Annotated in this window: 24 protein-coding genes, 2 pseudogenes and 3 riboswitches; of the genes and pseudogenes, 19 read left to right on the top strand and 7 right to left on the bottom strand. The window is 33.0% G+C overall.

The features are described from left to right. Positions 1-52 precede the first annotated feature (52 nt). The gene (locus tag HMPREF2930_RS01640; protein ID WP_017174748.1) at positions 53-1,237 is read right to left on the bottom strand and encodes an MFS transporter; all 1,185 of its coding nucleotides are present in this window, start codon (positions 1,235-1,237) and stop codon (positions 53-55) included. A gap of 130 nt (positions 1,238-1,367) precedes the next feature. Here HMPREF2930_RS01640 and HMPREF2930_RS01635 point away from each other — a divergent pair, with 130 nt between their 5' ends. The 8 genes from HMPREF2930_RS01635 (at position 1,368) to HMPREF2930_RS01600 (ending at position 10,294) form a co-directional block, all read left to right on the top strand. Next, entirely contained in the window at positions 1,368-2,258 is an 891-nt protein-coding gene (locus tag HMPREF2930_RS01635) for a LysR family transcriptional regulator (RefSeq protein WP_070597209.1), read from the top strand. 106 nt (positions 2,259-2,364) lie between these two features. Continuing rightward, positions 2,365-3,144, top strand: a complete 780-nt coding sequence (locus HMPREF2930_RS01630; protein ID WP_017174750.1) for a (S)-acetoin forming diacetyl reductase — start codon at positions 2,365-2,367, stop codon at positions 3,142-3,144. A gap of 449 nt (positions 3,145-3,593) precedes the next feature. Next, the gene (locus HMPREF2930_RS01625) at positions 3,594-3,833 is read left to right on the top strand and encodes a hypothetical protein (protein WP_017174751.1); all 240 of its coding nucleotides are present in this window, start codon (positions 3,594-3,596) and stop codon (positions 3,831-3,833) included. 152 nt (positions 3,834-3,985) lie between these two features. Further along, on the top strand, positions 3,986-5,329 hold the full coding sequence (locus tag HMPREF2930_RS01620; protein ID WP_070597207.1) for a glucose transporter GlcP: 1,344 nt from the start codon (positions 3,986-3,988) through the stop codon (positions 5,327-5,329). A 100-nt stretch (positions 5,330-5,429) separates the two neighbouring features. Beyond that, positions 5,430-7,133, top strand: coding sequence for an ABC-ATPase domain-containing protein (locus HMPREF2930_RS01615; protein WP_017174753.1), 1,704 nt, complete (start codon positions 5,430-5,432; stop codon positions 7,131-7,133). A 366-nt stretch (positions 7,134-7,499) separates the two neighbouring features. Beyond that, complete coding sequence (locus HMPREF2930_RS01610; protein ID WP_002454634.1) at positions 7,500-7,940, top strand: MarR family winged helix-turn-helix transcriptional regulator; 441 nt, start codon at positions 7,500-7,502, stop codon at positions 7,938-7,940. 17 nt (positions 7,941-7,957) lie between these two features. Beyond that, complete coding sequence (locus HMPREF2930_RS01605; RefSeq protein ID WP_017174754.1) at positions 7,958-9,301, top strand: dihydrolipoyl dehydrogenase family protein; 1,344 nt, start codon at positions 7,958-7,960, stop codon at positions 9,299-9,301. A gap of 135 nt (positions 9,302-9,436) precedes the next feature. Then, a complete protein-coding gene (locus HMPREF2930_RS01600) occupies positions 9,437-10,294 on the top strand; it encodes an ABC transporter substrate-binding protein (protein WP_017174755.1) in 858 nt (285 codons plus the stop codon). A 48-nt stretch (positions 10,295-10,342) separates the two neighbouring features. Here the strand turns inward: HMPREF2930_RS01600 and HMPREF2930_RS01595 are convergent, their stop codons facing one another. From HMPREF2930_RS01595 to HMPREF2930_RS01585, 3 genes are read right to left on the bottom strand one after another with little or no spacing between them, the layout of a single operon-like run. Beyond that, positions 10,343-11,110 (bottom strand): SDR family oxidoreductase, encoded by a 768-nt coding sequence (locus HMPREF2930_RS01595; RefSeq protein WP_017174756.1) that lies wholly within the window; start codon positions 11,108-11,110, stop codon positions 10,343-10,345. A 21-nt stretch (positions 11,111-11,131) separates the two neighbouring features. Beyond that, positions 11,132-12,565 (bottom strand): acyl-CoA reductase, encoded by a 1,434-nt coding sequence (locus HMPREF2930_RS01590; protein WP_017174757.1) that lies wholly within the window; start codon positions 12,563-12,565, stop codon positions 11,132-11,134. An 11-nt stretch (positions 12,566-12,576) separates the two neighbouring features. Continuing rightward, positions 12,577-13,644 (bottom strand): LuxE/PaaK family acyltransferase, encoded by a 1,068-nt coding sequence (locus tag HMPREF2930_RS01585; protein WP_017174758.1) that lies wholly within the window; start codon positions 13,642-13,644, stop codon positions 12,577-12,579. 65 nt (positions 13,645-13,709) lie between these two features. Continuing rightward, positions 13,710-13,813, bottom strand: a riboswitch (TPP riboswitch). 99 nt (positions 13,814-13,912) lie between these two features. Then, a riboswitch (TPP riboswitch) is annotated at positions 13,913-14,011 on the top strand. A gap of 104 nt (positions 14,012-14,115) precedes the next feature. Here HMPREF2930_RS01585 and HMPREF2930_RS01580 point away from each other — a divergent pair. After that, positions 14,116-14,688, top strand: a complete 573-nt coding sequence (locus HMPREF2930_RS01580; protein WP_017174759.1) for an ECF transporter S component — start codon at positions 14,116-14,118, stop codon at positions 14,686-14,688. Positions 14,689-14,769: 81 nt separating this feature from the next. On the opposite strand, the gene HMPREF2930_RS01575 is transcribed toward HMPREF2930_RS01580, so the two are convergent. Beyond that, positions 14,770-15,762, bottom strand: coding sequence for a YeiH family protein (locus tag HMPREF2930_RS01575; RefSeq protein ID WP_017174760.1), 993 nt, complete (start codon positions 15,760-15,762; stop codon positions 14,770-14,772). Positions 15,763-15,875: 113 nt separating this feature from the next. Here HMPREF2930_RS01575 and HMPREF2930_RS01570 point away from each other — a divergent pair, with 113 nt between their 5' ends. Further along, positions 15,876-16,697 carry a LysR family transcriptional regulator gene (locus HMPREF2930_RS01570; protein ID WP_002454638.1) on the top strand — a complete coding sequence of 274 codons (822 nt, stop codon included), beginning with the start codon at positions 15,876-15,878 and terminating at the stop codon, positions 16,695-16,697. Between the two features lie 70 nt (positions 16,698-16,767). Here HMPREF2930_RS01570 and HMPREF2930_RS01565 read toward each other — a convergent pair whose 3' ends face one another. Then, on the bottom strand, positions 16,768-17,454 hold the full coding sequence (locus tag HMPREF2930_RS01565; RefSeq protein ID WP_017174761.1) for a type 1 glutamine amidotransferase domain-containing protein: 687 nt from the start codon (positions 17,452-17,454) through the stop codon (positions 16,768-16,770). A 291-nt stretch (positions 17,455-17,745) separates the two neighbouring features. Here HMPREF2930_RS01565 and HMPREF2930_RS01560 point away from each other — a divergent pair, with 291 nt between their 5' ends. The 3 genes from HMPREF2930_RS01560 (at position 17,746) to HMPREF2930_RS01550 (ending at position 20,057) form a co-directional block, all read left to right on the top strand. After that, complete coding sequence (locus tag HMPREF2930_RS01560) at positions 17,746-18,258, top strand: DUF308 domain-containing protein (protein WP_017174762.1); 513 nt, start codon at positions 17,746-17,748, stop codon at positions 18,256-18,258. A gap of 178 nt (positions 18,259-18,436) precedes the next feature. Next, positions 18,437-19,633: a 3M3SH-releasing C-S lyase gene (locus HMPREF2930_RS01555; protein WP_017174763.1), complete on the top strand. Its 1,197-nt coding sequence runs from the start codon at positions 18,437-18,439 to the stop codon at positions 19,631-19,633. Positions 19,634-19,649: 16 nt separating this feature from the next. Further along, positions 19,650-20,057, top strand: a complete 408-nt coding sequence (locus HMPREF2930_RS01550; protein ID WP_017174764.1) for a carboxymuconolactone decarboxylase family protein — start codon at positions 19,650-19,652, stop codon at positions 20,055-20,057. 45 nt (positions 20,058-20,102) lie between these two features. Here HMPREF2930_RS01550 and HMPREF2930_RS01545 read toward each other — a convergent pair whose 3' ends face one another. Then, complete coding sequence (locus tag HMPREF2930_RS01545) at positions 20,103-20,720, bottom strand: CadD family cadmium resistance transporter (protein ID WP_002449206.1); 618 nt, start codon at positions 20,718-20,720, stop codon at positions 20,103-20,105. 259 nt (positions 20,721-20,979) lie between these two features. Here HMPREF2930_RS01545 and lpdA point away from each other — a divergent pair, with 259 nt between their 5' ends. From lpdA to HMPREF2930_RS01520, 6 genes and pseudogenes are all read left to right on the top strand, one after another. Beyond that, a complete protein-coding gene (gene lpdA, locus HMPREF2930_RS01540) occupies positions 20,980-22,332 on the top strand; it encodes a dihydrolipoyl dehydrogenase (protein WP_017174765.1) in 1,353 nt (450 codons plus the stop codon). A gap of 41 nt (positions 22,333-22,373) precedes the next feature. Then, positions 22,374-23,327 carry a thiamine pyrophosphate-dependent dehydrogenase E1 component subunit alpha gene (locus HMPREF2930_RS01535; protein ID WP_017174766.1) on the top strand — a complete coding sequence of 318 codons (954 nt, stop codon included), beginning with the start codon at positions 22,374-22,376 and terminating at the stop codon, positions 23,325-23,327. A 69-nt stretch (positions 23,328-23,396) separates the two neighbouring features. Next, a complete protein-coding gene (locus HMPREF2930_RS01530) occupies positions 23,397-24,437 on the top strand; it encodes an alpha-ketoacid dehydrogenase subunit beta (protein ID WP_017174767.1) in 1,041 nt (346 codons plus the stop codon). Positions 24,438-24,451: 14 nt separating this feature from the next. Next, positions 24,452-24,616 (top strand): annotated as a pseudogene (locus HMPREF2930_RS11850) (biotin/lipoyl-containing protein); the annotation flags it as partial. Between the two features lie 216 nt (positions 24,617-24,832). After that, a pseudogene (locus HMPREF2930_RS01525) lies at positions 24,833-25,735 on the top strand (dihydrolipoamide acetyltransferase family protein); the annotation flags it as partial. 95 nt (positions 25,736-25,830) lie between these two features. Then, positions 25,831-26,046 carry a zinc ribbon domain-containing protein gene (locus HMPREF2930_RS01520; protein ID WP_017174769.1) on the top strand — a complete coding sequence of 72 codons (216 nt, stop codon included), beginning with the start codon at positions 25,831-25,833 and terminating at the stop codon, positions 26,044-26,046. A 188-nt stretch (positions 26,047-26,234) separates the two neighbouring features. Next, positions 26,235-26,339, top strand: a riboswitch (TPP riboswitch). Positions 26,340-26,376 lie beyond the last annotated feature (37 nt).

Raw genomic sequence — 26,376 nt, 5'->3', positions numbered from 1 at the left:
TAACGAAAGAGCGTGTGTTCATGTTAAATGAGCGCACGCTTTTTTTTATACATTAACCTTTTGATGAAGTACTGTTTTGATAACGACCATGTACAAAGAAATATAAAATCATTGCAATAATAATTAGACCTGCCATTGCAAGATATAAATAGCGATAGCCCATAAATGGAATGAGTAGACCTAAAATGAAAGGACCCATGCCTGCACCAAAGTCCACAAAGATATAGAACGTTGATGTAGCTAATCCCATCTTACTAGTGGGTGATTGTTGAATGGCAATGGCTTGTGCAGTTGGAACGATGGTTCCATAACCAAAGCCAATAAATGCTGCAGATAGTAATAGTAAAAATGGAGAACTTACTATACTTAAAATAGCTAATCCTATTGCAAAACTTAGAAGTACAGGATACATGACTTTATTTTCGCCAAAATGATCATAAATTTTTCCAGTGAATGGACGTGTCACAAAGGTCACAACTGCAAATACAATAAAGAAGAAACTAGATGCAGTAACTAAATGTAACATTTCACTGTATATTGATAAGAATGAAAGTACACTTGCATAAGCAATTCCTACTAAGATGACGACACATGAAATAGGCAATGCTTCTTTTTGTAAGAAAGCACTGAGACCTTTAGGACGTGATTGTTCTTCAGTAACTATGTCATGATTCATCGGTAATTTTTTAATTAATAAAGTAAAACTAAATGAAACGACAATGCTAATCAAACTGATGCCAAAAATTGAAGAAAATCCTAAATTATTATTTAATACTAGTCCTAAGAATGGGCCAAAAGCGGAAGCAAGCGTTACGCTTAAACCGTAGTAACCGATACCCTCACCTTTACGTTCTTCTGGAATTAATCTAGAAGAAATCGTACCCGTTGCTGTTGAAGAGAAACCAAAGGCAATTCCATGAATAAAACGAACGAACATCAAAATAAGAATACTATGAATTGTAAAATATAAAGCGATAGCTATAATAGAGCCAATGACACCGCCAATGAGCACATTCTTAGGTTGCAGATGATCGATGATTCTTCCAGCGCCTAATCTTCCAGCTAGCATGCCAATGATAAATACACCAGCTGCTAATCCGCCAATACTTTCTGAAGCATGGTACGTTTCGATTGTGAATTGTGTAATTGTCACAATAAGCATGTAGTGAATTAAATACATAAATAAATTCACAATCGTTACAAAGATAAAGTCTTTTGACCATAAACGTTGCGACATGTTTAACCTCCTCTATTTAATCCTATTTATCTTAATTTATACTTAATTATTATAATATTAGCTAGACTTAATGTATAATTAGAATAATTTAATTTAATATAAGTAAAACTAATATAAGGGAGGAGAACATATGAATTTTGAACAGCTAATATATGTTAAATCAGTATACGAACAAGAATCAATGATTCGTGCAAGTGAACTGATGCATATTAGTCAATCTGCCATGAGTCAATCGATTGCTAATCTGGAAACAGAATTAGGATATTCATTATTTTATCGCTCCAGAAAAGGGACAGTACCGACAGAAATTGGCAAACGATTGATTCCAAAAATATTGGAAATTTTGGAAGCGAAAGAACATCTCATGCTAGAAGTAGAACGTTTACAAACACATATAACAGGAAAATTAACCATAGCCACTATACCAACGTTATTTCACAAACTACTTCCTAAAGTCATTTCTCAATTTAAAGTGGATTATCCAAACGTAGATATTGAAGTTATAGAATCTGACCGTGAAAATATTATAAAAATGTTGAGAAATAATGAGATAGATTTAGGATTAATTGGTAAAAAAGAATCAGATAAAACAATGTCATTAATTCATGAATTTCTTCTTAATTTATCGACGAATTTTAAACTTATTGTACCTGCTAAATCTAAACTTACGTTTAAAGATACTGTTAATTTAGAGGATATTAAAGACTATCCTTTTATTCTCTATGATCGTAGCTTTTACCATCATCATTTGAAAAAATTCGAAGAAGAAAATGGGGAATTAAAAATTGTATTTCGTACGCATAATCCCATCGTTTTATTAAGAACTGTTGCAGAAGGCTTAGGTGTAGGTATGATTTCTAGTTACATGATCGAAGACGAACCCATTTTAAATGACGAATACATTGAGGCCATACCTCTCGGCCATCCTTTTGATTATTCAGTGTATTTTACAGCGATAGTCAATGACAACAGAAAAAATGAAACCTCTTTATTACGATTTATTGATTATTTAAAGAAGTAATCATTAACAAAACTTTGTTCAAAAGTTCACAAACTTTTCATAGTATTTTACATACAAAGTGCTAACATAATAATTGAAAGTTATATTACTTTAAGAGGTGTAGTAAATGGACAATTCTAAAAAAGTAGCACTTGTTACAGGTGCAGCACAAGGTATTGGTTTCAAAATAGCAGAACGTTTATTTAATGACGGTTTTAACGTTGCTATTGTCGATTTTAATGAAGAAGGCGCAAAAAAAGCTGCTGAAGCACTTTCAAAAGAAGGTCAAGAAGCAGTAGCATTTAGAGCTGACGTATCCGACCGTGAAAATGTTTTTGATGTGACACGTAAAGTTGTAGAACATTTTGGAGAGTTAAATGTAGTTGTAAATAATGCTGGTTTAGGACCAACAACACCTATTCATACAGTAACACCTGAACAATTTAATCAAGTTATCGGAGTAAATGTTGGAGGCGTATTCTGGGGCATTCAAGCAGCTTTAGAACAATTTGAAAAATTAGGTCATGGCGGTAAAATTATAAACGCAACATCTCAAGCAGGTGTTGAAGGTAATGCGGGATTATCTTTATACAGTAGTACTAAATTCGCAGTTCGTGGATTAACTCAAGTTGCTGCACGTGATTTAGCTGACAAAGGTATTACAGTAAATGCATTTGCACCAGGTATCGTTGAAACACCTATGATGGAAGGTATTGCTAAAAAATTAGCCGAAGAAAATAATCAACCAGAAGAATGGGGTTGGAAACAATTCACTGATCAAATCACATTAAAACGTTTATCTAAACCAGAAGATGTAGCCAATGTGGTTGGTTTCTTAGCTAGCAGTGATTCTGATTACATTACTGGTCAAACTATTATTGTTGATGGCGGTATGAGATTCCACTAATTTAAACAACAAATATATATTATTATTTTTAAAACTGATACGCACCCCAAAAGTTGGACTTAAAATCTAACTTTTGGGGTGCATTTTTATATTCTTTTAGTAGATACTATCTGCATATTGATGAAATACTTAACCTTATTGTTTTTTTATGTACTAGTCTAATTGATGACAACGTTACCTTTCCTATAAATATAGACCAATAATGATTGGACTCATCGCAATTGTATAACTCATTAAAAATGAGTATTTAGCAAAAATAATAAGCAATAAAAGCTAATACACCTACAAGTAACAAAAAGATTTAGAGACGCAATCAAAGATAAAATACGCTTATTTAGATATTTATTAATGAGAGTGTTTTATATTTTTAAAAAATAATGATATATAGTAAATTTAAATGTAAATATAGTATATAATGTTATTAATATCTTACAGAAAGGAAGACATCAATGAGAATAAACAATATGAATATAGTTTCTGGTATCTTATGTGTATTATCATTTCTACTTGCAGTTTCGATTACATTTACAGATATGTTTTGGTATTTACCTGGCTTTTTTGTCATGCTATTGTCAGTGGTTTCAAGTGTTGTAGGTCTAATGAGTAGCAGCAAAGTATTTAATGGTATCACGTTATTTTTAACAATTATTTTCTTTCTTATTTTTTCAAGTCCATTATTACTTGCTTAGAAAAGAAAACGATTTTATATCGTACTAATATGAATGGCAATCTTTACAGCTATGATGTGAAGATTGCTTTTTTAAATTAAATTAAAAAAATATTGAAACGCTTTCAATTAGTACGTATAATATTTACTAGTTTGAAAAAGGAAGGATAGTATATGAAAGTAAATAAATATTTGATTTTTATTTTGGGTGCTTTAGGAGGTTTGCTTTACGGTTATGATAACGGTATTATTTCCGGCGCATTACTTTATATTCCTAAGGACATCCCTTTACATAATGGGGCGATAGAAGGGTTAGTTGTGTCATCAATGCTTTTCGGAGCGATTGTAGGTGCAGGTGGCAGTGGACCTTTATCAGATAGAATTGGTCGTCGTCGCTTAGTACTATTTATCGCATTGGTATTTATTGTTGGATCACTTGTTTTAGCATTTTCAACAAATATTGTCATGCTTATTATTGGTCGTGCCATTGTTGGACTTGCCGTAGGTGGTTCAATGTCAACAGTACCTGTATATCTTACTGAAATGGCCCCTACAGAACTACGTGGATCTTTAGGTTCACTTAACCAATTAATGATTACAATTGGTATTTTAGCTGCATACTTAGTGAACTATGCCTTTGCAGATATGGGTGCTTGGCGCTGGATGTTAGGTTTAGCTGTGGTTCCTTCATTAATTTTATTAATTGGTGTAGCATTTATGCCTGAAAGTCCACGTTGGCTTCTTGAAAATAGAAGTGAAAAAGCAGCGCGTGACGTAATGAAAATCACATATAATCCAGATGCAATTGATGCTGAAATTAAAGAAATGAAAGAAATAGCTTCTCAATCAGAATCAACATTCTCAGTAATCAAATCACCTTGGTTACGTCCGACGCTTATTATTGGGTGTATCTTTGCGATTTTTCAACAATTTATCGGAATCAACGCAGTTATTTTCTATGCCCCAACGATTTTTACAAAAGCAGGTCTAGGTGGCTCTGCTTCAATTATCGGTACAGTTGGTATTGGTGTGGTAAACGTATTAGTAACGATTTTGGCATTATTTATTGTTGACCGTGTCGATCGTAAAAAACTCCTCGTTATAGGAAACATCGGAATGATTGCTTCACTGGTTATTATGGCGATGCTTATTTGGTCAATCGGTATTCAATCATCAGCCTGGGTCATTATTATTTGTTTATCATTATTTATCGTGTTCTTTGGAATTTCATGGGGCCCAGTTTTATGGATAATGTTACCTGAATTATTCCCAACGCGTGCAAGAGGAGCAGCAACCGGTATTGCGGCATTAGTATTAAACTTTGGTACGTTAATCGTTGCACAATTATTCCCAATTTTAAATCATAATTTAGATACAGAATGGGTATTCTTAATTTTTGCTGCTATTGGCGTACTAGCGATGTTCTTTGTGATTAAGTATCTTCCAGAAACACGGGGTCGCAGTTTAGCTGAAATTGAACATGAATTACGATTACGTACAGGTGTTAAATCTGAATAACGTATGTATATCGCTACTTCAATGATTTGGAGTAGTGATTTTTTATTTTTTAAAAAAAGGGTAAACATAAAAAAGCAATGCTATGAACGGAGGAATTAAGATGAAACAGTCAAAAGATTTAGAACGATTACTTAAATCTTTAGACGGACAAAAATATGGCGCTTATAAACGAATGAAAGGGATATATCAATTTGATCAATTCCGTCTAGCTATCGATCATGTCCAAGTCGATCCTTTTGCGCCACCTTCAAAAATGCGTGTCATTATTGGGAAACATGAGACTGAAATTCCTAATGAATTATTAGACACTAAAGATAAACGTATAGCGACTTCAGACTTTTTAACTCGAACAGTGGATACCCAGTTAAAACATTTCAATCGTACAGTGAAAGGTTCGGGTAAAAATGGGAAGATCTTTATCGATCATCCAGGACAAGAAATACTCGAACGTACATCTGTAGTGATTAATGATAAAGATATTGAAATACGTATTGAAGTTGGGCTACCAGCAGCCGGACGTAAGATTCTAGGAAAAGTAGCATCACATACGATAATACATGGCATTCCTCAAATGGTAGAAAAAGCGATACGATACGAAAATTTAAATCAACAAGCATTGAACGAACAAGTTGCATTAAAACTAGACCAGACTTATATTAGACAACAACTTGAAACAGAACATTTAGTCGCATTTGTGGCAAATGGTTCAATTTTACCAAGAAAAAGTGGTGTGTCAGACGCTCCAATGAAAAGTGCCATTCAATTCACAAGTCCTAAGAAATTTGAACATACATTCAATCTTCCAAGTGGCCGGGCAGTCACGGGGATGGCTATTCCACAAGGGATTACACTTATTGTCGGTGGAGGTTACCATGGTAAATCGACACTATTAGAAGCGCTTGAGCGTAGTGTATATGATCACATTCAACATGATGGCCGAGAATTTGTGGTGACTCAACATGATGCGATGAAAATACGTGCTGAGGATGGTCGAAACGTTGAAAATGTCGATATTAGTCCATTTATTGATAATCTGCCAGGAAAGAAAGATACGACACACTTTTCTACAGAAAACGCAAGTGGTAGTACATCTCAAGCCACAAATGTAATCGAAGCTTTAGAAGCAGAAAGTTCATTATTATTAGTCGATGAAGATACATCAGCTACCAATTTTATGATTCGTGATGGTCGTATGCAACAACTGATTGCTCCTGAAAAAGAGCCAATTACTCCATTTTCTAATAAAGTAAAATCATTATATGAAGATTATAATGTTTCTACTATTCTTATTGTGGGTGGTTCAGGAGATTATTTTGATGTTGCTGACCAAGTGTTAATGATGGATGAATATCATTTAAAAGATGTAACAGAAGAAGCAAAAGAAATTGCGAATACTGACGGCTATAAGCGAGAAATTGATGGTGATCAGTCATTCGGAGTGCTATCTCACCGCATCCCATTAACGGATTCTTTCTCTAAAAAAGGAAAAGAAAAACGTTTTAAAGCAAAAGGATTACATTCTATTATGTATGGTCATGATCCTATTAACCTAACAGGATTAGAACAACTTGTGGATGATAGTCAGACAAACGCTATTACGGTGATGTTAGATTACTTTAGACGTCATGGGATCAATAATCAGAATTCCATAATTCAAGCCACAAATGAGATGTATCATTTAATTGAGCATGAAGGGTTAGAAGCGCTCTCTCATTTTAATGGACATCCAGGACATCTTGCCTTACCTCGTAAACAAGAATTTATCGGTACCTTAAATCGATATAGAGGATTGAAAGTGAAATAAAAAGAGTATATATTATCTTTTTTAGTAGGCGGGTAGTCTTATTTTTAAAAAATTAAAAGTCTGCTTAATAGTGAAGCATCTGAATTAATACCGGAAGAATACGGGAAACTACGAAAAAAAGATTAAAAAAAATATTTGTAGATTAAACATAAGTAAATCATAGACTCACTTTTCTTTTTATTAAAGGAAAGTGAGTCTTTTCTAATTAAAATAGCAAAAGTATTAGGGAGTGAAACAACAAATTTAAAATAAATTCTATCTCTCACCTTCAATATTTTAGAAATATTTGGATATTTATCATTTGATTAATCGCGCGAGATTGTTTATACTAAAATCAATCGCGAACGATAGAAAAGAGGTGCTGTGTTGAAAAAGGATGAAATGACATTAGCGAATCAATTATGTTTTTCGGCATATAATGTGAGCCGCTTATTTGCACAATTTTATGAACAACAATTAAGGCCATTTGGATTAACGTATTCTCAATATTTAGTTTTACTGGCTTTATGGGAAGAAGATAATCGAACATTACATGAGATTGGTAGACAACTTGATTTATCAAGTAATACGTTGACACCACTTTTAAAAAGATTAGAACAATCAGGATGGGTCATAAGAGAACGTTCTGAAACTGATAAACGTCAACTGATGGTGACACTTACTGAAAAAGCACATCAACAACAAGAAGCAGTTTTTGAAGCGGTAGCCGAATGTTTACCTTCAAATTTTGATAAAACGAAATATAACCAAGCAAAAGACGTATTAGAACAATTAGAACATGGTTTGAAACAACTCAATAAAAAATAAAGGAGAGGATGAGTTAAATGAAAACATACGACGTTACATTTATTGGTAGTGGACATGCAGCTTGGCACGCAGCTTTAACATTAAAACATGCAGGTAAAGAAGTAGCAATTATCGAAAAAGAGCGTATTGCGGGAACATGCACAAACTGGGGCTGTAATGCTAAAATCTTACTTGAAAATCCATTTGAAGTGTTAGAAGAAGCAACACACTATCCTGGTATTGTTGAATCACAAAATCTTAAAGTAAATTGGTCAAACTTAATGGATTATAAACATAAAGTGATTGATCCAATGGCTGGTCAGTTAAAATCATTATTTGAACAACAAGGTATTGATGTATATGATGGTACAGGTGTAATTAAAAATGAACATACAGTTGAAGTAAATGGTGAAGCTATTGAAACTGAAAATATCGTCGTTGCGACAGGTCAACATAGCAATAAATTACCTATCGAAGGTAAAGAATATACACATGATAGCCGTGACTTCTTATCGATGGAAGACACACCAAAAAGTATCACATTCATTGGTGGCGGAATTATCAGTATCGAATTTGCATCTATCATGATTAAAACTGGCGCTGACGTTCATGTGGTTCATCATACAGATGAGATTTTACCAGGATTTAACCGTAATCATGTAGATAAATTAGTTGAAAAATTAGAAGATGAAGGCGTTAAATTCTATCTAAATGAAAATACAGTTGCAGTTAAAAAAGAAGGAGACGCGTTTACACTAACAACTGAATCTGGATTATCAATCAATACAGAATATGTACTTGATGCAACAGGAAGAGTTCCAAATGTTGAAGGTATTGGATTAGAAAATGTCGGTATCAATTATAGTAAAAAAGGTATTGAAGTAGATGAGTACTTAAGAACAAATGTTAAAAATATTTACGCAAGCGGTGACGTTTTAGATAAAACGATTCCTAAATTAACGCCAACAGCAACATTCGAGTCAAATTATATTGCTGCACATATTTTAGGTATGGTACAAGATGAAATTAAATATCCAGCTATTCCTTCGGTACTTTATTCGCTTCCACGTTTATCACAAATTGGTGTAACTGTAGAAGACGCAAAAGAAAATGATCAATATACAGTAAAACATGTGCCATTCGGTAAACAAATGGTATTCGAATATAAGAATGAAACAGAAGCTGAAATGTATATTGTACTAGATGAACATAAACACTTAGTAGGTGCTGAAATCTATGCAGATGCTGCCAATGATTTAGTAAACTTACTTGTATTTATCATTAATCAACGTTTAACAGCCAAAGAATTAAGTCAATTGATTTTTGCTTTCCCAGGCGCTTCAACAGGCGTGATCGATTTATTAAGATTAAACATGCTATAGGTAATAATAAAACGGTTAGTCCATGTGGCTAATCGTTTTTTTTATAAAAGAATGAAATGTTTAAATTTCTCTAAAACGTAAATAACTATATTGTACGAAAAATGAAACGTCATCTCATTTGGAGGGATTTATATTATGGGTAAAGAATTTGAATCGAATGGTGTTAAAGTAGAAATACCAGATGAATTAGAATCAGTCGTTGCGTTAGAATATTCTTTTGTAGAAGCATTAGCTAAATTAGAATTGAATGTCACAGGTATTGCTGATGACAAAGATAAAAATAACTTAGAAAATTCTATTAAACACTTAGTAGGTAACTATACATCTGTTGGTTCACGTTTGGAGCCTGATACAGAATTAATTAAAAAAGCAGAACCACAATTAATCTTAGCAGATAAAACAAGACATGAATCAATATTTGAAAAATTAAATACGGCAGCACCGACAGTATTATTAGAAAGTTTTGATGCTAACTACGATCAAAGTATTGAAACATTTAAACAAATTGCAGAACTCGTATCTAAAGAAGATAAAGGCCGTGAACTTGTTGTTCAACACAATGAAAAAGTTGAAGACTTAAGCAAAGATATTAAACTTGATAAAGACGTATCAACTATTGCTGCTGTACCAACACATGATGGCTTATATGTTCATGCATCACATTCATATGTTGGACAATTCTTGCAAAAAGTTGGTTTTAATGGTTCTATTCCTGAAGATATGGAGAACCACCTACCTGAATATATGGGTGCAGATTACTTAAAAGTAGATACAGACCGATTTGCAAGCTTCAATCCAGAACGTATATTGATTATGGTAGATGAAGATAACAAAGCAGATTATGAAAAATTAAAAGAATCAGAAGCGTGGTCAAATATTGAAGCAGTTAGAAATGATCGTGTACACGATGTAAACCGTGAACGTTGGGCAAAATATAGAGGCTTAATCGCATCAGAATTAATCTTAGAAGACTTAACAAATATTGAAGAATAATCTGATAAACCCAGCATGTTATATGTAATATGCTGGGTTCTAATTCATTTAAATAGTAAAACCACCATCAACATATAAGGTTTGTCCAGTTATGAAGTCACTCCATTGTGATGAAAAAAAGAGAACAGAGCCTGCAATATCATTAGGTGTAGCTATTCTTCCTAGAGGTGTTTGATGTATGATTTCTTCTTTTAAAGATTCTTTTGTATTTATGGTTCCTTTAGTAGGATAAACTAACCCTGGAGCAATACAATTAACGCGAATGTTATATTGTCCAAGTTCCCTGGCGAGATTTTTAGTATAACTTTCTAAAGTGGACTTAGCAATATTATATTGATGATATGGAATTATAGGTCGTTTAGTTAAATTACTTGTAATATTTATGATAGAACTATTGGATTGTTTTTTTAAATGAGGCAGACAATATTTTACTGTATTGTGAGTATATTTTAGAGCTCCTTCAAATTGGGAAAGATAATCATTCCACGTTATTTCTTCAATTATCTTACGATTTTCAGAATTAAATTCGAAAGAAGCAAATGCATTATTAACTAAACAAGTTAACTTTCCGTAATTTTTAATTATATTATCAATCATTTTTTTTACTTCAACTTCGTTTTTAATATCTGCCTTAATCGCTTCAGCATGTCCTCCTAAACTTTTACAATCTTCCACAGTTTTAAGCGCAGCTTTTTCATTTGCTAAATAATTAATTATAACCGTAGATTTTTCTTTAGCGAACGCCAGAGCAATAGAACGTCCTATGCCCCTACTGGATCCTGTAATTAATATTACGTGTTCTTTAAATGTCGTCATTATATAATCATCCTTAATTAATTATATTTCGTAAGTAGTGTATCGCTCACTTTTCTGCAATAAACTTTGTTCTATATCAACGTAAAAAACTAAATCTTTTAAATTAAAACCACCATCGTGATGCCAAGCTGCTTCTGGTAATGTCATAGAATTTATACTTGAAAAGCGGTTAGCACCTATATTAGCCAATTTTTCACACCATTTAAAGGTAGTTTCGACAGAAGCAGCTATACCAACTGTTTGTAAATAATTTTTGAATGGACTAAATATATGTACAAGATTATGAATATCATCAAAAGGCATGATACGAATAAATCTATTTAAAGGACTTGGGGTAAATTGTAATTCTTCTTGATAAATTAAAACCCAAGAAGAATCTTTATTAGTATATACCTCTCGATTATTATTAAATAATGATTTCATTTCTTCATCTTTCAATCGATTAAGACGTTCCATACTTTCATCAATTGATAATGTATGAAGAGGGTATTGAAGTTCTAACTGCTGTAGTGCACTCTTGATCATTTGAGCAAACATTTTAGGTGTTATCTTAAGTGAACTTTCTATAAATATCATTTGAGGAGAATAACAACCTTGTTGATCATAACGAATAATTTCAAGTGCGATATCTTGAGCTAGGCTTTTAACTTTATTAGGTTTTAAAGCTTCTTTACTAATAATAGCTAAACTAATTTTCTCATTATAAGATAAAAATCTTTTAGTAACAGGGATACGTTTAGAAACTTCATTTAGAGTATTGTTGTCACCATAACCAATGATAATATCTGAATGTTTAATCGCTACACGTTCTATATCAGTAACGCCTCCTTGCCAATATAGCACAGCAATACAAGCTCCAATTGTTGGATCAATTTCATTAATTATCTGAGCGAACCAACTTCCTATAAATGGTTCTGATTTAGGTAATTTGCAAATATTTCCAGATTTTACTAATAAACTACTAATTAAACTCCATAATGGTAGACCAGGGACATTTCCAGACCATAAATGCGTAACAATATCTGAACTAATAGCTTTTGAGTAACCGCCTTTAGAATTGGGGACAAATTGATTTAAAATATTGGGATTAGTAAAATCTTCTGTTAAAAAACGAGAAAGCTCATGTTTTCTAAATCTAGATAAATATTTCGTGAATCCTACTTTAATTGTTTCATAGCTATATCCAGTGATTTGAGGAATCACTTCTTCAACTTGAGAACGCCAAGGACTATTACGATCGAGTAGAATATGAATAGCTTGATCAATAACATTAATAATATAATCAGTAGAATATTCGGATAATTTTTTTTTATTCTTTTTTATTTGTAGAGCAACAGTTTCTAATTGTTGTTCGCTTAAAATAGGAACTAAACCGGTTATGTCTGCAAACTCTAATCTTTTATAATTTAGTTGCTTTTCTTCAATAAAAGGAATATGTCCTAATTTAAATTCCATATTAAATCTCCTTATTGTGTAGCATTTAGAAAATCTTCCATCGCTAATGAGCATCCTTTAGCTAATGATCCTTTAGTTCTACCATGTAAAACGAAACCTTTTTCTTTATATTCTCCTATATCTTCCATTAAAATTGCTGCAACTGAATTGTAGTTAGCTAAATCATAGTGAATAAGAATACCTTTCTCTCCTTCAGATACTTCTTCCATTGTTAAAGGATTTACAATTCTACTTCGACACCAATGAGGACTATATTTAGTTGAAGGAGAAATGGTATTACCTTTATCGTAAAATTGGGTACTTAATTCTGTAACACCATACATGTTGACACAATTTTCTTTAGGAATACCAAAAGTAGTTGTTAATCGTTCGTAAAAATCATGTTGAGGTAATTCTTTGGAACGATTTTTGTAACCTCCTGTATCTAATATGCGACTACCTTTGGGTAAATGAAATTTAATGTTATGGTCATCAAGATATTCTAATAAATGTACCATACTATAAGTTGCCCCTAAAAGAGCAAATGGTTTTTGATTATCCTCTGAGTTTTTCAAATCTTTTATTAATGATTCATATTGAATACCATGTTCATCGATATAATTTTGACTATCTTTCGTTCCAAAGTTAGTTCTAGCCACTTCAAGATAATGAGCCAATGAAGAGTTAGGCATAGCTTGAGGAGTGGGGAACAAAACGCCTATTTTTATTTTCTCAATATCCGGTATGAACATCTTTTTAAAAAAAGTAGTTAATGCTAAGTCATAAACCTCTAAATCCATATGATAGTTTTTTCCTTTAATACCACTCGTTGTTCCACTGGTCATATATGTATATTTAGTATCCTTAAGTGGTATAGCGCTAAACGTAGCATATTTAAATGCATTGATTGGAACAGCAGGTATTTCTTTCCAATTTGAAACATTTTGTGGTGTTTTACCTTTAGAGATACTGAATTTTTTATAATCTTCGTTTTCATTAAATTGAAATTTGTAAATTTTTAAAGCCATTTCTGGAAAATCATCTGAATTACCACGTTCAATAAAATCTAAAACACTTTCTTTAATTTGATTAATGTCCATATATTAATCTCCTTTCATAAAAAAAGAGAGCAACAAAAAGTGCTCTCTGTGTAGTAGTAATGACAACAATTACTAAATCACTTTCCTACGTTGGTTTTAACCATAACAGGTTCAATGGTTGAAGCGACATATTAGCTTCTCTCAGCAAGTAGCACCCATAGTGATATATATTCAATCTAATATCTGTATTATATTTTAAAATAAATAAAATAGCAAAATTGTTCTTTGACAAAAAAATAAAAAAATTTTATATTTATTTTATAGTAGATATAAGTACTAGGGGTGTTTATAAACTGAGATGGAGTTATCCAAACCCTTTGAACCTGAACTAGTTAGTACTAGCGTAGGGAAGTATATAATAGGTTTTTACATACATATATATACTTTTAAATGCGCAAACTATCTAGAAGGGATATGTTTGTGTTTTTTTATGTGTTTTCACTTAAAAATTCAGATAGGAGTCTAAATATTATGAAAAAATTAAAATTAGCGGATATTCTAGCAACAGTATTGATTAGCTTTATATTTGGCTTATTTTATAAAGTAGTTGGATTAATGGTTGCTGGTTTAAAACCAATAGGATTACATTTAGATCAAATTGCGTATGGATTATGGTTCGTTGCCGCAATTGTTGCGTTCTTAATTATTAGAAAACCAGGAGTAGCCTTGTTAGCAGAGTTAGCAGCTGGGGCAGGAGAAACAATATTATCTGGGGAATTAAATATGTCGATTTTATTACATAGTTTTGCTCAGGGATTAGCATGTGAATTGATATTTTTAATTTTTAAATATAAATCTTATAAATTAATAGTGGCGATGATAGCTGGAGCTACTGCAGGAATATTTACTATACCAGTAGATTGGGTATTTAATTATTTAGGAGATTTGCCTACTTGGAACGTTATATTACTTTATACGATAAGAATTATTAGTGGCACAATTTTATCTGGTATGTTTGGTTATTATATTGTAAAAGCATTAGAAAAAACAGGAGTTACAAATTTGTTCCAAAGTTCTTCGAAAAAAGATATTGATTCTTTATAATCATTAATAATATATAAAGATCAGAAAAACCTATTAAAATCTACGAAACTTTATGGGTATGATTTTAATAGGTTTAATTTACTAATAAAATACTTTAATAATTGTAAAAGTTATTCCAGATAGACAAATTGAAGTTATACATATCACTATGAAAGGTTTAAGTGCTTTTGAAATAACTTCTTTTAAAACGATATTCAATCCTAGAGCAACCATCGCCATTAACATACATACCGTTGTAATAACATTTATAATATTCATAAGTAATGAAGGAATAGGAACAAATGTATTGATACAAGCCATTATGATAAATCCAATGAGAAAGTAAGGAATATCGATTTTTTGTTGTACTTGGCTTGAGTGTGACTTATAACGCATATACAAAATTAAGCCAATGCTTAATGGAATAAGTAAAAACACACGGCCTAATTTTCCAAGTAAAGCAAATGTCATTGCCTCTGGCCCGCCAATATCTGCTGCTAAGACGACATGAGCGATTTCATGTAGACTGATACCTGTCCAAGCGCCATAAGTTATAGTAGGTATGTTAAAAATAGCCTCGATAGCTGTATAAATAAGTGCAAATATAGTTCCAACTAGTGCAATAATACCTACACTTATTGCAATGTCTTTTTCTTTAGATTTTAAGATTGGTGCAGTAGCTGCAATAGCTGCAGCTCCACATACTCCTGTACCAATACCAAGTAGTATAGAGATATCTTGATTTCCTTTAATAATTTGATTCAAAATTAAAGTTAAACTTATTGAAAAGATAATTACGATAATATCAATAAGTAGTAATTTCCAGCCTTTAACTAGAATATCTCCCATATTTAATTTTAACCCATATAAGATAATCGCAAATTTTAATAAACGTTTCGATGCGAACGTAATACCTGGACGAATGTGTTCTGGATATCCCATCACTTGGCGATATAGCATCGCAAAAATAATAGCAATAGCTAATGCCCCAATCGTATGTAAAATAGGAAATTTAGCTAATATATAACTGATCATTGCGATCATAAATGTAAACATAATACCTTTCATAAATGAAGGCTGCGTGATTGATTTCATAGTACTTTCACCTCGATATGAAATCTTAGCACGTTATTGTTATAACGTTAAATAAATAATAAGTATAGTATATATATCAAAAATGTTATATTAGACTTAAAGGAGAATGATGCATGGATCCGTATAAGGTATTAATTGAAGTAATCAAAACAGAAAGTTTTACTAGAGCAGCAGAAAATTTATATACTTCGCAGCCTTCTGTGAGTCGTGATATTAAACGTTTAGAATTAAAATATAATGTTAAAATATTTGAATTTAAATCTCCATATTTAAAACTAACTAGAGATGGCGAAAAGCTATTACAATACGCATTGCAGCGGGAAAGTATTGAACAAGAATTATGGCAAAACTTAACATCGGAATCTGAGATCATCTCAGGCACTTTAACAATTGGAAGCAGTTATACATATGGTGAATATTTATTATCAGAACAGCTTACCAGTCTTATGCAACAATACCCTAAGTTACATATTCATTTACGTGTTAATAATTCAGATTCTGTTATAAATGATATTAAACACAACAGAGTAGATATAGGTATTGTAGAAAAGGAAATTCAAGACAATGTAATAAAATGTAAGAAAATAATAGAAGACGAAATGGTGTATATTTACAAAAAATCGGTTCAACCTAGAATGGATATATGTTTCGTTAGAGAAAAAGGGTCTGGAACAAGGTTTTATCAGGAAGTAGGTCTTTCTGAGTTAAAATTAAATCCATATTTGATAGAAATTAATAATATTAAGATTATCAAACAAATGGTAGAGGCTGGAAATGGGTTTGCGATTATTTCAAAATCAGCAATTCATCCCGAGGATTATGAAAAATTAATGATAACAACTTTAAATGTGAAACGTCACTATTACCTTGCTCAACATGTTGATAAATATATTGATAAAAATATTAGAGCTGTCATTGAAATGATTATGAAGTAGAGTATGTAAAAAAGCTGGATCTTTCTAAAGATTGAAAGGTCCAACTTTTTTATTAACACTGCGGGGTGTCTTATTTATTGTTTTTTAATTCAAAGAATTTTTCAGCTACAGCTTTACCAGATTGTGGATTTTGACCTGTGATAATGTGACCATCAATAACAGCGAATTGGCTCCAGTTGTCACCTTTTTCGTAATTTGCACCACGATTTTTAAGTTCATCTTCTGTTAAATAAGGTACTTTATCTGCTAAGCCAACTGCTTCTTCTTCAGTATTAGAGAAACCAGTTACAGTTTTACCATTAATAATAGAATTACCTTCACTATCTGTAACATTTAATAGTCCGATAGCACCATGACATACTGAAGAAACTGCATCGTTATTTTCATAAATTTTACGTGTTAATTCTTGTAAATCTTTATTATCTTTGAAGTCCCAAATTGTTCCGTGACCACCTGCGTAATAGATAATATCATAATCTTCAGCACGTACAGCATCTGGTGTAAGTGTACTACCAAGACGTGTCATGAAGTCTTTATCTTGATAATATTTCCAATCTAACTCAGACATCATATCTTCTTGTAGACTTGCAGGATCAATAGCTGTATAGCCACCTTCTGGACTAATATAGTCGATATCATAACCATTTTTGTACAATACATCTGCAAAGTGAACGACTTCACCTAACCATAATCCAGTTGGACGATTCATATCAGGATATTTTGAAACACTTGTAACAACTACTAATGCTTTACTCATTGTATACCTCCTAAATTGTTTACGTAATTCATAATTACCCATTTTTAAGGAGGAATAACACATGCTAGGTATATTTTTTATATTAAAATTATAAATTAATGTGATTGAAAATAATGTTACAAAAATTGTTTAAAAACGTTAAATAGTGGTACATATTAATATACAATTTACCAATTCTATGAATTCGTAAAAGTGGCCTCACTAATCAATCGATTAGTGAGGTTTTTTGTATTCCAATAATAGATAAATTATACTTGTAGTAATCTTTAAATATAAAAAGGAGAGATAATAATGGCCCAAGATAATGGAAAATTAAATTGGTCAAGTTTAATCATTGGTACGTTATTACTAATTATTGCTGTGGTTATATTTAGTAATCCAGTGCAAAACTTTTATACACTTACTTGGCTGATTGGCTTACTCATTATGATAGGCGGTGTCATTCAACTTTTATTCCGTCGTACGGCAAAAAAACTCGTAGGTGTAAATACAAAATTAATTTTAATTAATGGTATTATCGATTTAATCTTTGGCATTCTTGTTGTATTTAATGTTGGAGCAAGTTCAGTATTCTTTGTATTTATGTTTGCGTTTTGGTTTATTTTCAGTTCGGTTATCGGTCTGTTTACCATATCACAACAACATCAATTACGCGGTTTATCAATTATTATAAATATTCTAGGCATTATTTTAGGGATTATCTTATTATTTAACCCAATGATGGGTATGATTTTTGTTTCAACATTAATTGCATTTACATTCGCAATCCTAGGTGTGACATACGTGATTGATGGTCTAGCATAATGTATTTATGTCAAACGTATTAAATTTTAAACTCTTCACTGCTGTAAAAGTGAGGAGTTTTTCTTTTAAAAAGAATATCTGTTGCGTTGAATGAAAAGTAAAGTTGATATACAGAATATGACGTAAGTATTAGAATGATAATTGATAAAACACATGAACATGTTTAGGAGGAACTATCGTGAATTACAATTTTGATGAAATCATTGATCGTCGTTATACAAATTCAATGAATGTGGAAGGCTATAAAGGTTATCTTTTTGGTAATACAGATACGTCAGATTTAAAAGATAATGATGAACTGATTCGTATGTGGGTAGCAGATATGGACTTTAGTACACCAGAAGTCGTATTAAATGCGATTCGTGAACGTTTAAATAAGAAAATTTTAGGCTACACAAACGTCTTCGGTTCTGAATATTATGAAGCTTTTGTTTCTTGGACAAAGAAACGTTATGGTTTTACTTTTCCTCAAGAGCATCTTGTATTCTCTCATGGTATTGTGGCTGGATTAATTGAACTTGTAGGTTATATTTGTGATAAGGATGATAAAGCACTAATTTTTACGCCGAGTTATGGTCCATTTAAAATGGCATGTGATAAAAATCATATTTCAACAGTATATTCTCCACTAATCAATCATCATGGATATTATGAGATTGATTTTGACGATGTACGTAAAAAAGTAGAAACAGAAAATATTAAATTAAGCATTTTTGCGAATCCACATAATCCAACGGGACGTGTCTGGTCAGAAGAAGAGTTAGACACATTGGGTCAAATTATGAAAGACAATGATGTATGGCTCATTTCAGATGAAATCCATTGTGATATCAAACGTTCAGATCAATCACATGTGCCATTTGCCAAAGCTGTCCCAGATTACGACAAAATCATCACTACTATGTCTCAAAGTAAAGCCTTCAACATTGCAGGTTTGATGTTTTCAAATATCATTATTCAAAATGAATCACTTCTAAAAACTTGGAACACCCATCACTTTGGTACGGAAAATCCTCTAAGTGTGGTTGCCACGCAAGCTGCTTATGAAAAAGGCGAAGATTGGTTACAAGCAATGAATAATTATTTAGATGATAACTTTAACTATTTAGCAGATTTCCTAGAAAAAGAACTGCCGCATGCAGAATTTAAAATTCCAGAGGCGACGTATTTAGCTTGGGTAGATTTAAGCTATTATATTAAAGAAAAAGATATTGATGAATCGATGGCGAAATTCTTTATTAAAAACGCTGGTGTCATCATTGAAGGCGCAGAGCAATTTGTTCATAACGCAGAGGGTCACATTAGAATTAATATTGCAGTGCCTAGAGAAGTGATGAAAAAAGGACTACAAAAAATAAAAGCGGCTTTAGTTTAAATGGAAGTGATATATCATGGCTATTATTGAACCCTCACACATAGGTCATACACCATTTCAACAATTATTAGGTCATCATGAGGACATTATGAAGACGTGGTCAGCATTGAGTGACACACTAGAAAATACTAATGCTTTAAACGCAGAACTCAAAGAAGAGATACGCCGTATGCTAGCGCAGAAAAATGGTTGCCAATATTGTAAAGCAAAAGGCAAGCCTACCGGGAGTCTAACAGATGAAAAATCAGCAATATGTATTGGATTTACAGAAGTCTATATCAAACTGGGAGATCAAATACCTACAACGTACACAGAAATCTTAAAGTCTCATTTGTCAGATAAAGAAATCGTCGAACTTATTACGTTCATTACATTTACAAATGCCCAACAACAATTTGGTGCGATGATGAAATTAGAACCTTAAATAAAAGGACTCTAGCTTAGGTTAGAGTCCTTTTATAATTTTCATTTAAAATAACATTCCCCAAATCGTCTGCAAGGTATGGTTTTCGATAATAATAAATAAACCAAGTCCAATATAGACCACTGCCATTATCCAACGACTGAACTTCTCTACAGTTTCTCCGATTTCAGGAATAGATGCAAGCTTCTGTGCAGTAAACACTAAGACATAGATTAAAATTAAAAAGACGATTAATGTCACAATGAGTTCAGAGACACTTAATGTGACAAAGTAAGGGACAAATAATCCGATGTTATCTGCTCCGCAACTTGCGATCGTCACTAACGCAACCGTGCCAATTAGTTTAGTTAATCCGTGTTTGTCTAGTTCTTGTTTCGCTCTTTTTTCTCCTTCACAATCATCAAAAATAGCTACTTTTAATCCTAAATAGATAGGAATAAGACCAAGTAATCCTAAAATCCATTTTTCAGGTACATAATTTAAGACAAAGGCAAAGAATAAACTTACGACAATCAATGTCACAGATCCTACATATTGACCAATATAAATATTTCTATATTCTTTTTTTGTCTGTGCTCGCGCGAAAAAAATAAGCAAAATAACAAGTAAGTCGACTGCAGTTGCGATATACAATATCGCAGCAGTAATGATAGTTTGAATCATAGTTTAACTGTCCTTTTAAAAGTGATATTGAATAAAGTATAACGTATTTCAAATAAGAATTATATAGATTTTATTTTAAAATTTTCACCAAATTTTTAATGTCTACTTGCATGGAAAAAATAAAAAAAATAAATACTAAATAATTTGAAAATTCAAAATATAAAGTGTAAAATGAAAATGAAGAGATTAGAAAGCGCTTACAAAAATCTCTTTATGTTAAAAATAATAAAAGTTCTCTTATGGAAGGAGGCGTTCATTCATGAGTGAATCATATGATTTGATTGTGATTGGTGCAGGACCTGGAGGCTATGTATCAGCCATTCGTGCCGCGCAATTAGGTAAAAAGGTGGCAGTCATTGAAAAATTCAATGCTGGAGGCACTTGTTTAAATGTGGGTTGCATTCCATCTAAAACATTATTAGAACACGGGGAAAAAGCACATAGCATTCAAGTTGCTAATGACTGGGGAATGACGACGAAAGAATTAAATATCGATTTTCCTAAATTTGTACAACGTAAAAAGAAAGTGGTACAAACACTTACGGGTGGCGTTAAACAGTTACTAAAGAAAAATAAAGTAGCTTATATTGAGGGAGAAGCAAGCATTTCAAAAGACTTAAACGTAAAAGTAAATAATGAAACGTATCAAGGTAAAGATATTATTTTAGCGACAGGTAGTAAACCATTTGTACCACCTATTGATGGATTAGATAACATCGATTATGAAACAACAGATACATTTTTCGATTTAAAACAACTACCTAAACAATTAGCAGTGATTGGCGGTGGTGTCATCGCAACAGAACTCGCTTCATCAATGGCTGATCTTGGCGTGAACGTAACCATTGTTGAAGTGGCAGATGATATTTTACTTACTGAAATTGATGATACACGTGAGTTATTAAAAGCTCATTTAGAAAATCAAGGCATTAACATTATTACAAAGGCGAAAATTAAAACAGTAGATAAAACTAAAATTGTACTCGATGGTCAAGATGACGTCAGCTTCGACACGTTACTTGTCGCGACAGGTAGACAACCGAATACACAAGTGGCTAAAGATTTAAATTTAGAGATGGATGGCAAGTTCTTTAAAGTGGATGACCATTATCAAACAAGTCAAAAACATGTCTATGCGATTGGTGATTTAGTCAAAGGTTATCAACTTGCACATGCTGCAAGTGCACATGGTATTCATGTAGCAGAAACACTTGCTGGAGAACACCCACCACTTGTTCGTCAAGAAAACATTACACGTTGTATTTATACACGACTTGAAGCGGCATCCATTGGCTTATCAGAAGAACAAGCAAAAGAAGCGGGATATGATGTGAAAGTCACACAATCAGCGTTTCAAGGTAATGCGAAGGCGCTCATTAAAGGGGAAAACGAAGGAATTATAAAATTAGTTATTGATCAAACATATGGGGAAATACTCGGCGCCTTTATGGTAGGTCCTCATGCGACAGACTTAATTGGCGAAGTCCTAGGAGTAAAAGCGTCAGAAGGTACCATCTATGAATTATCCGAAATAATTCAACCACATCCCGCATTATTAGAAGCGATTGGCGAAGGTGGGGATGCATACTTTGGTTCTGCAATTCACATGTAGTTATTACACTTATGCCCTATGAAAGATAGGAGGAATTGACAATGAAAATGGAAAAAGAACAAGCACGTTGGATTTATAAAACAATGAATGAAATTCGATTTTTTGAAGAGAAGGTACACAAAATTTTTAGTGATGGTCAAATCCCAGGATTTGTACATTTATATGTCGGTGAAGAAGCCGTTGCCACAGGTGTCATGTCACAACTAACTGACGATGATTATATTACAAGTACACACCGTGGTCATGGACATGCTATCGCAAAAGGTTGCGATTTAAACGGTATGATGGCAGAAATCATGGGTAAACGTGATGGTTTAGGTCATGGTAAAGGTGGCTCAATGCATGTTGCCGAAATTGACAAAGGGATGCTCGGTGCCAATGGTATCGTAGGCGGTGGCTTTGGTCTTGCGATTGGTGCAAGTATTTCAATTATCAATCAAGGTAAAGACAATGTTGCCGTATGCTTCTTTGGTGATGGTGCCGCAAATGAAGGCACATTCCACGAAGGTTTAAACTTCGCTTCAATTTTAAACTTACCAGTTATCTTTGTCTGTGAAAATAACCAATTCGCTGAAGGTACGACACATGACTATGCAAGTGCATCTGAAACGATTGCTGAACGTGCTTCTGCATATAATATGCCAGGCGTACGTGTGGATGGCATGAATGTTTTAGAAGTCTATCAAGCGACACAAGAAGCAGTAGAACGTGCTAAAAAAGGGGAAGGTCCTACATTAATCGAATGTGATACGTATCGTAAATATGGTCACTTTGAAGGTGACGAACAAAAAGTTAAATCACCAAATGATCGTAATGCGGATAAAAATGCCACTGTAGAATTCAGAAAACAAGCGATTGAAGAAGGTTGGTTAACTGAAGAAGAAGCAGACGATATTGAAAAAACAGCTGAACAAGCCGTAGAAGATGCTGTGAAATTTGCGGACGAAAGTGAATTACCAGATGAAGATTCACTATACAAAGATGTCTTTGCATAACAAATCTTTAAAGCACTAAAACGAAGAAATAGATAAGAACGAACCTAACCAGACGAGGAGGTTTTTACGATGAGTGAAGAACGTAAACTAACATTTATGGGCGCGATTAATGAAGCGATTGATCAATCTATGGAGAAAGATGAAAATGTCATCTTAATTGGTACAGACGTTTCAGGTGGCGCAAAAGTAGAACATATTCAAGATGATGATACATTTGGTGGCGTGTTCGGAGTAACAAAAGGGCTTGCTAAAAAATATAGTCGTAAACGTGTCATCGATACACCTATTTCTGAACATATTACATTAAGTGCAGCTGTAGGGGCCGCTGCAACAGGATTACGTCCCATCGCAGAACTTATGTTTAACGACTTTATCGGATTTGGTTTAGATCCAATTTTAAACCAAGGTGCAAAAATGAGATATATGTTTGGTGGTAAAGCTAAAATTCCATTAGTAGTACGTACCGTTCATGGCGCTGGCGCAAGTGCGGCAGCACAACACTCTCAATCTCTATATAATATGTTCGCAACAATTCCAGGTGTTAAAGTAGTTGTACCATCAAATCCATATGATGCAAAAGGATTATTAATGTCAGCGATTCAAGATGATAACTTAGTTGTATTTTCAGAAGATAAAACATTACTTGGTCAAAAAAGTAATGTGCCTGAAGAACCTTATACGATTGAGATTGGTAAAGCCAATGTCACACGAGAAGGTGATGATTTAACGATTGTCGCAATTGGTAAAATGGTTGCAGTGGCTGAAGAAACAGCTGACCGACTTGAAGAAGATAACGTTTCAGTAGAAGTTATTGATTTACGTTCAGTGTCTCCATGGGATCAAGATACAGTGTTAGAATCAGTGAAAAAAACAGGTCGCTTAATTGTTATTGATGAATCAAGTCCACAATGTAACATTGCTGGCGACGTCGCTTCTGTCATCGGTGATATTGGATTCGATTATTTAGACGGTCCAATCAAAAAAGTAACAGCACCAGATACACCAGTACCATTTGCATCAAACTTAGAAGCGGCATATATTCCAAATGCAGATAAAGTATTAGACGTAGCATCTGAATTGATTGATGACTTAAAAAAGGCTAAGGCGTAGGGAGGTGTATCACAATGAGTGAAAATATTATTATGCCAAAGCTTGGTATGACAATGAAAGAAGGTACTGTAGAAGAGTGGTTTAAATCAGAAGGCGATACAGTAGAAGAAGGCGAAAGCATTGTCACAATTAGCTCTGAAAAATTAACAAATGATGTAGAAGCACCTGCAAGTGGTACGTTATTAAAAATCAAAGTACAAGCAGGCGAAGATGCAAAAGTAAAAGCAGTGCTTGGTATCATCGGAGAAGAAGGCGAAGACGTAGGAAGCGATGACGATGATTCTGAAGAAACTACCCAAGAGAATAAAGATAACGACACAACTTCTGAAGAACAACAAGCTTCTTCAAATGAAGAACAATCTGATAAAAAAGATACAGAAAAAGAAGCGAAGCCTGAACAACGAGAACGTATCTTTATCTCTCCATTAGCACGTAATATGGCTGAAGATAAGGACCTTGATATCACAAGAATCAAAGGGACAGGTGGAAATGATCGTATTACAAAATTAGATATTCAACGTGTAGAATCAGAAGGCTATGATTATGAAGGTGAAGCGGGTACGTCTGACCAAAGCGCATCTTCAACGGCACAAAACGTCGATGTGTCTAGCATTGGTGAAGGTCTAAACCCAATGCGTCAACGTATTGCTCAAAATATGCGACAAAGTCTTTATAATACTGCTCAATTAACATTACATCGCAAAGTCAATGCAGATCGCTTATTAGACTTTAAAGCTCGATTATCTGAAGAATTAAAAGATGCAGATCAAGATGTAAAATTGACAGTCACAGCTTTATTAGCTAAAGCAGTAGTCCTATCACTTAAAGAATATGGCGCAATGAATGCTCGTTATGAAAACGGTGAATTAACAGAATATGATGATGTACATTTAGGTATTGCGACATCACTTGAAGATGGTCTTATGGTGCCAGTTATTGATAATGCAGATACTAAAAGTATTGGCACTTTAGCAAAAGAAATTAAAACATCAGCTGAAGCAGTACGTGAAGGAAATACAGGTGACGTTCAACTTAGTGGCGCTACATTTACAATTACGAATATGGGTGCAAGTGGTATCGAATACTTCACACCAATTTTAAATTTAGGTGAAACAGGTATCTTAGGTGTCGGTGCTTTAGCTAAAGAGCTTGTTCTTGAAGGAGATAATGTAAAACAAGTCTCTCGTATCCCATTAAGTTTAACATTCGATCATCAAATCTTAGATGGCGCAGGCGCAGCTGATTTCTTAAAAGTACTTGCAAAATATATTGAAAATCCATATTTATTGATGTTATAAAAAACATGAAACATCAAGTTAATGAATAACCCTCAATTTTGGGGGTTATTGTATTATGTAAGCTAACAACAAATATGATAGAGGAGTGATTCACTATGTCAGAAAACCAAAATCAAGGTTGTATAAAATGTGGTCATACAGAAGTAGAAGAAGGTACATTATCTGCAACAGGGTCAGGATTGTCTAAATTTTTAGATGTACAACATAATAATTTTAAGACGATAACTTGTAAAAATTGTGGATATACCGAATTTTATAAACAAGATAGAAACAGAAGTAGAGACTTTATTGATTTGTTCTTTGGAGGATAAGACAAAAGAATGGAACAGCAGTAACCCTTGTGGTTGCTGTTTTTTTAATTTAAGGGTAAGACTTCGGGTTGTGTGAAGTTAGACTTTCGGATGTCTAAAAGTTGTAAAAATTATTTAATATATTGACTTGATATTCATGGGATTTTAAGTCATTGTATAAGTATAGGTTAAGTAACCTATAATTTAATAATCTCTGCTAGGGGTGCTTTATATTGCTGAAAGGAACTTCATGTTCCAACCCTTTGAACCTGATCTAGTTAATACTAGCGTAGGGAAGCCAGTGAGTCACTTTACAATGACATATGGATGTTTTCATAATTTGATGAAAAG

This window comes from Staphylococcus sp. HMSC068C09, assembly GCF_001813735.1.
Taxonomy (GTDB): Bacteria; Bacillota; Bacilli; order Staphylococcales; family Staphylococcaceae; genus Staphylococcus; species Staphylococcus hominis.
The sequence above is the reverse complement of the archived record's forward strand: the minus strand, read 5'-3'. Positions and strand labels throughout refer to the sequence as shown.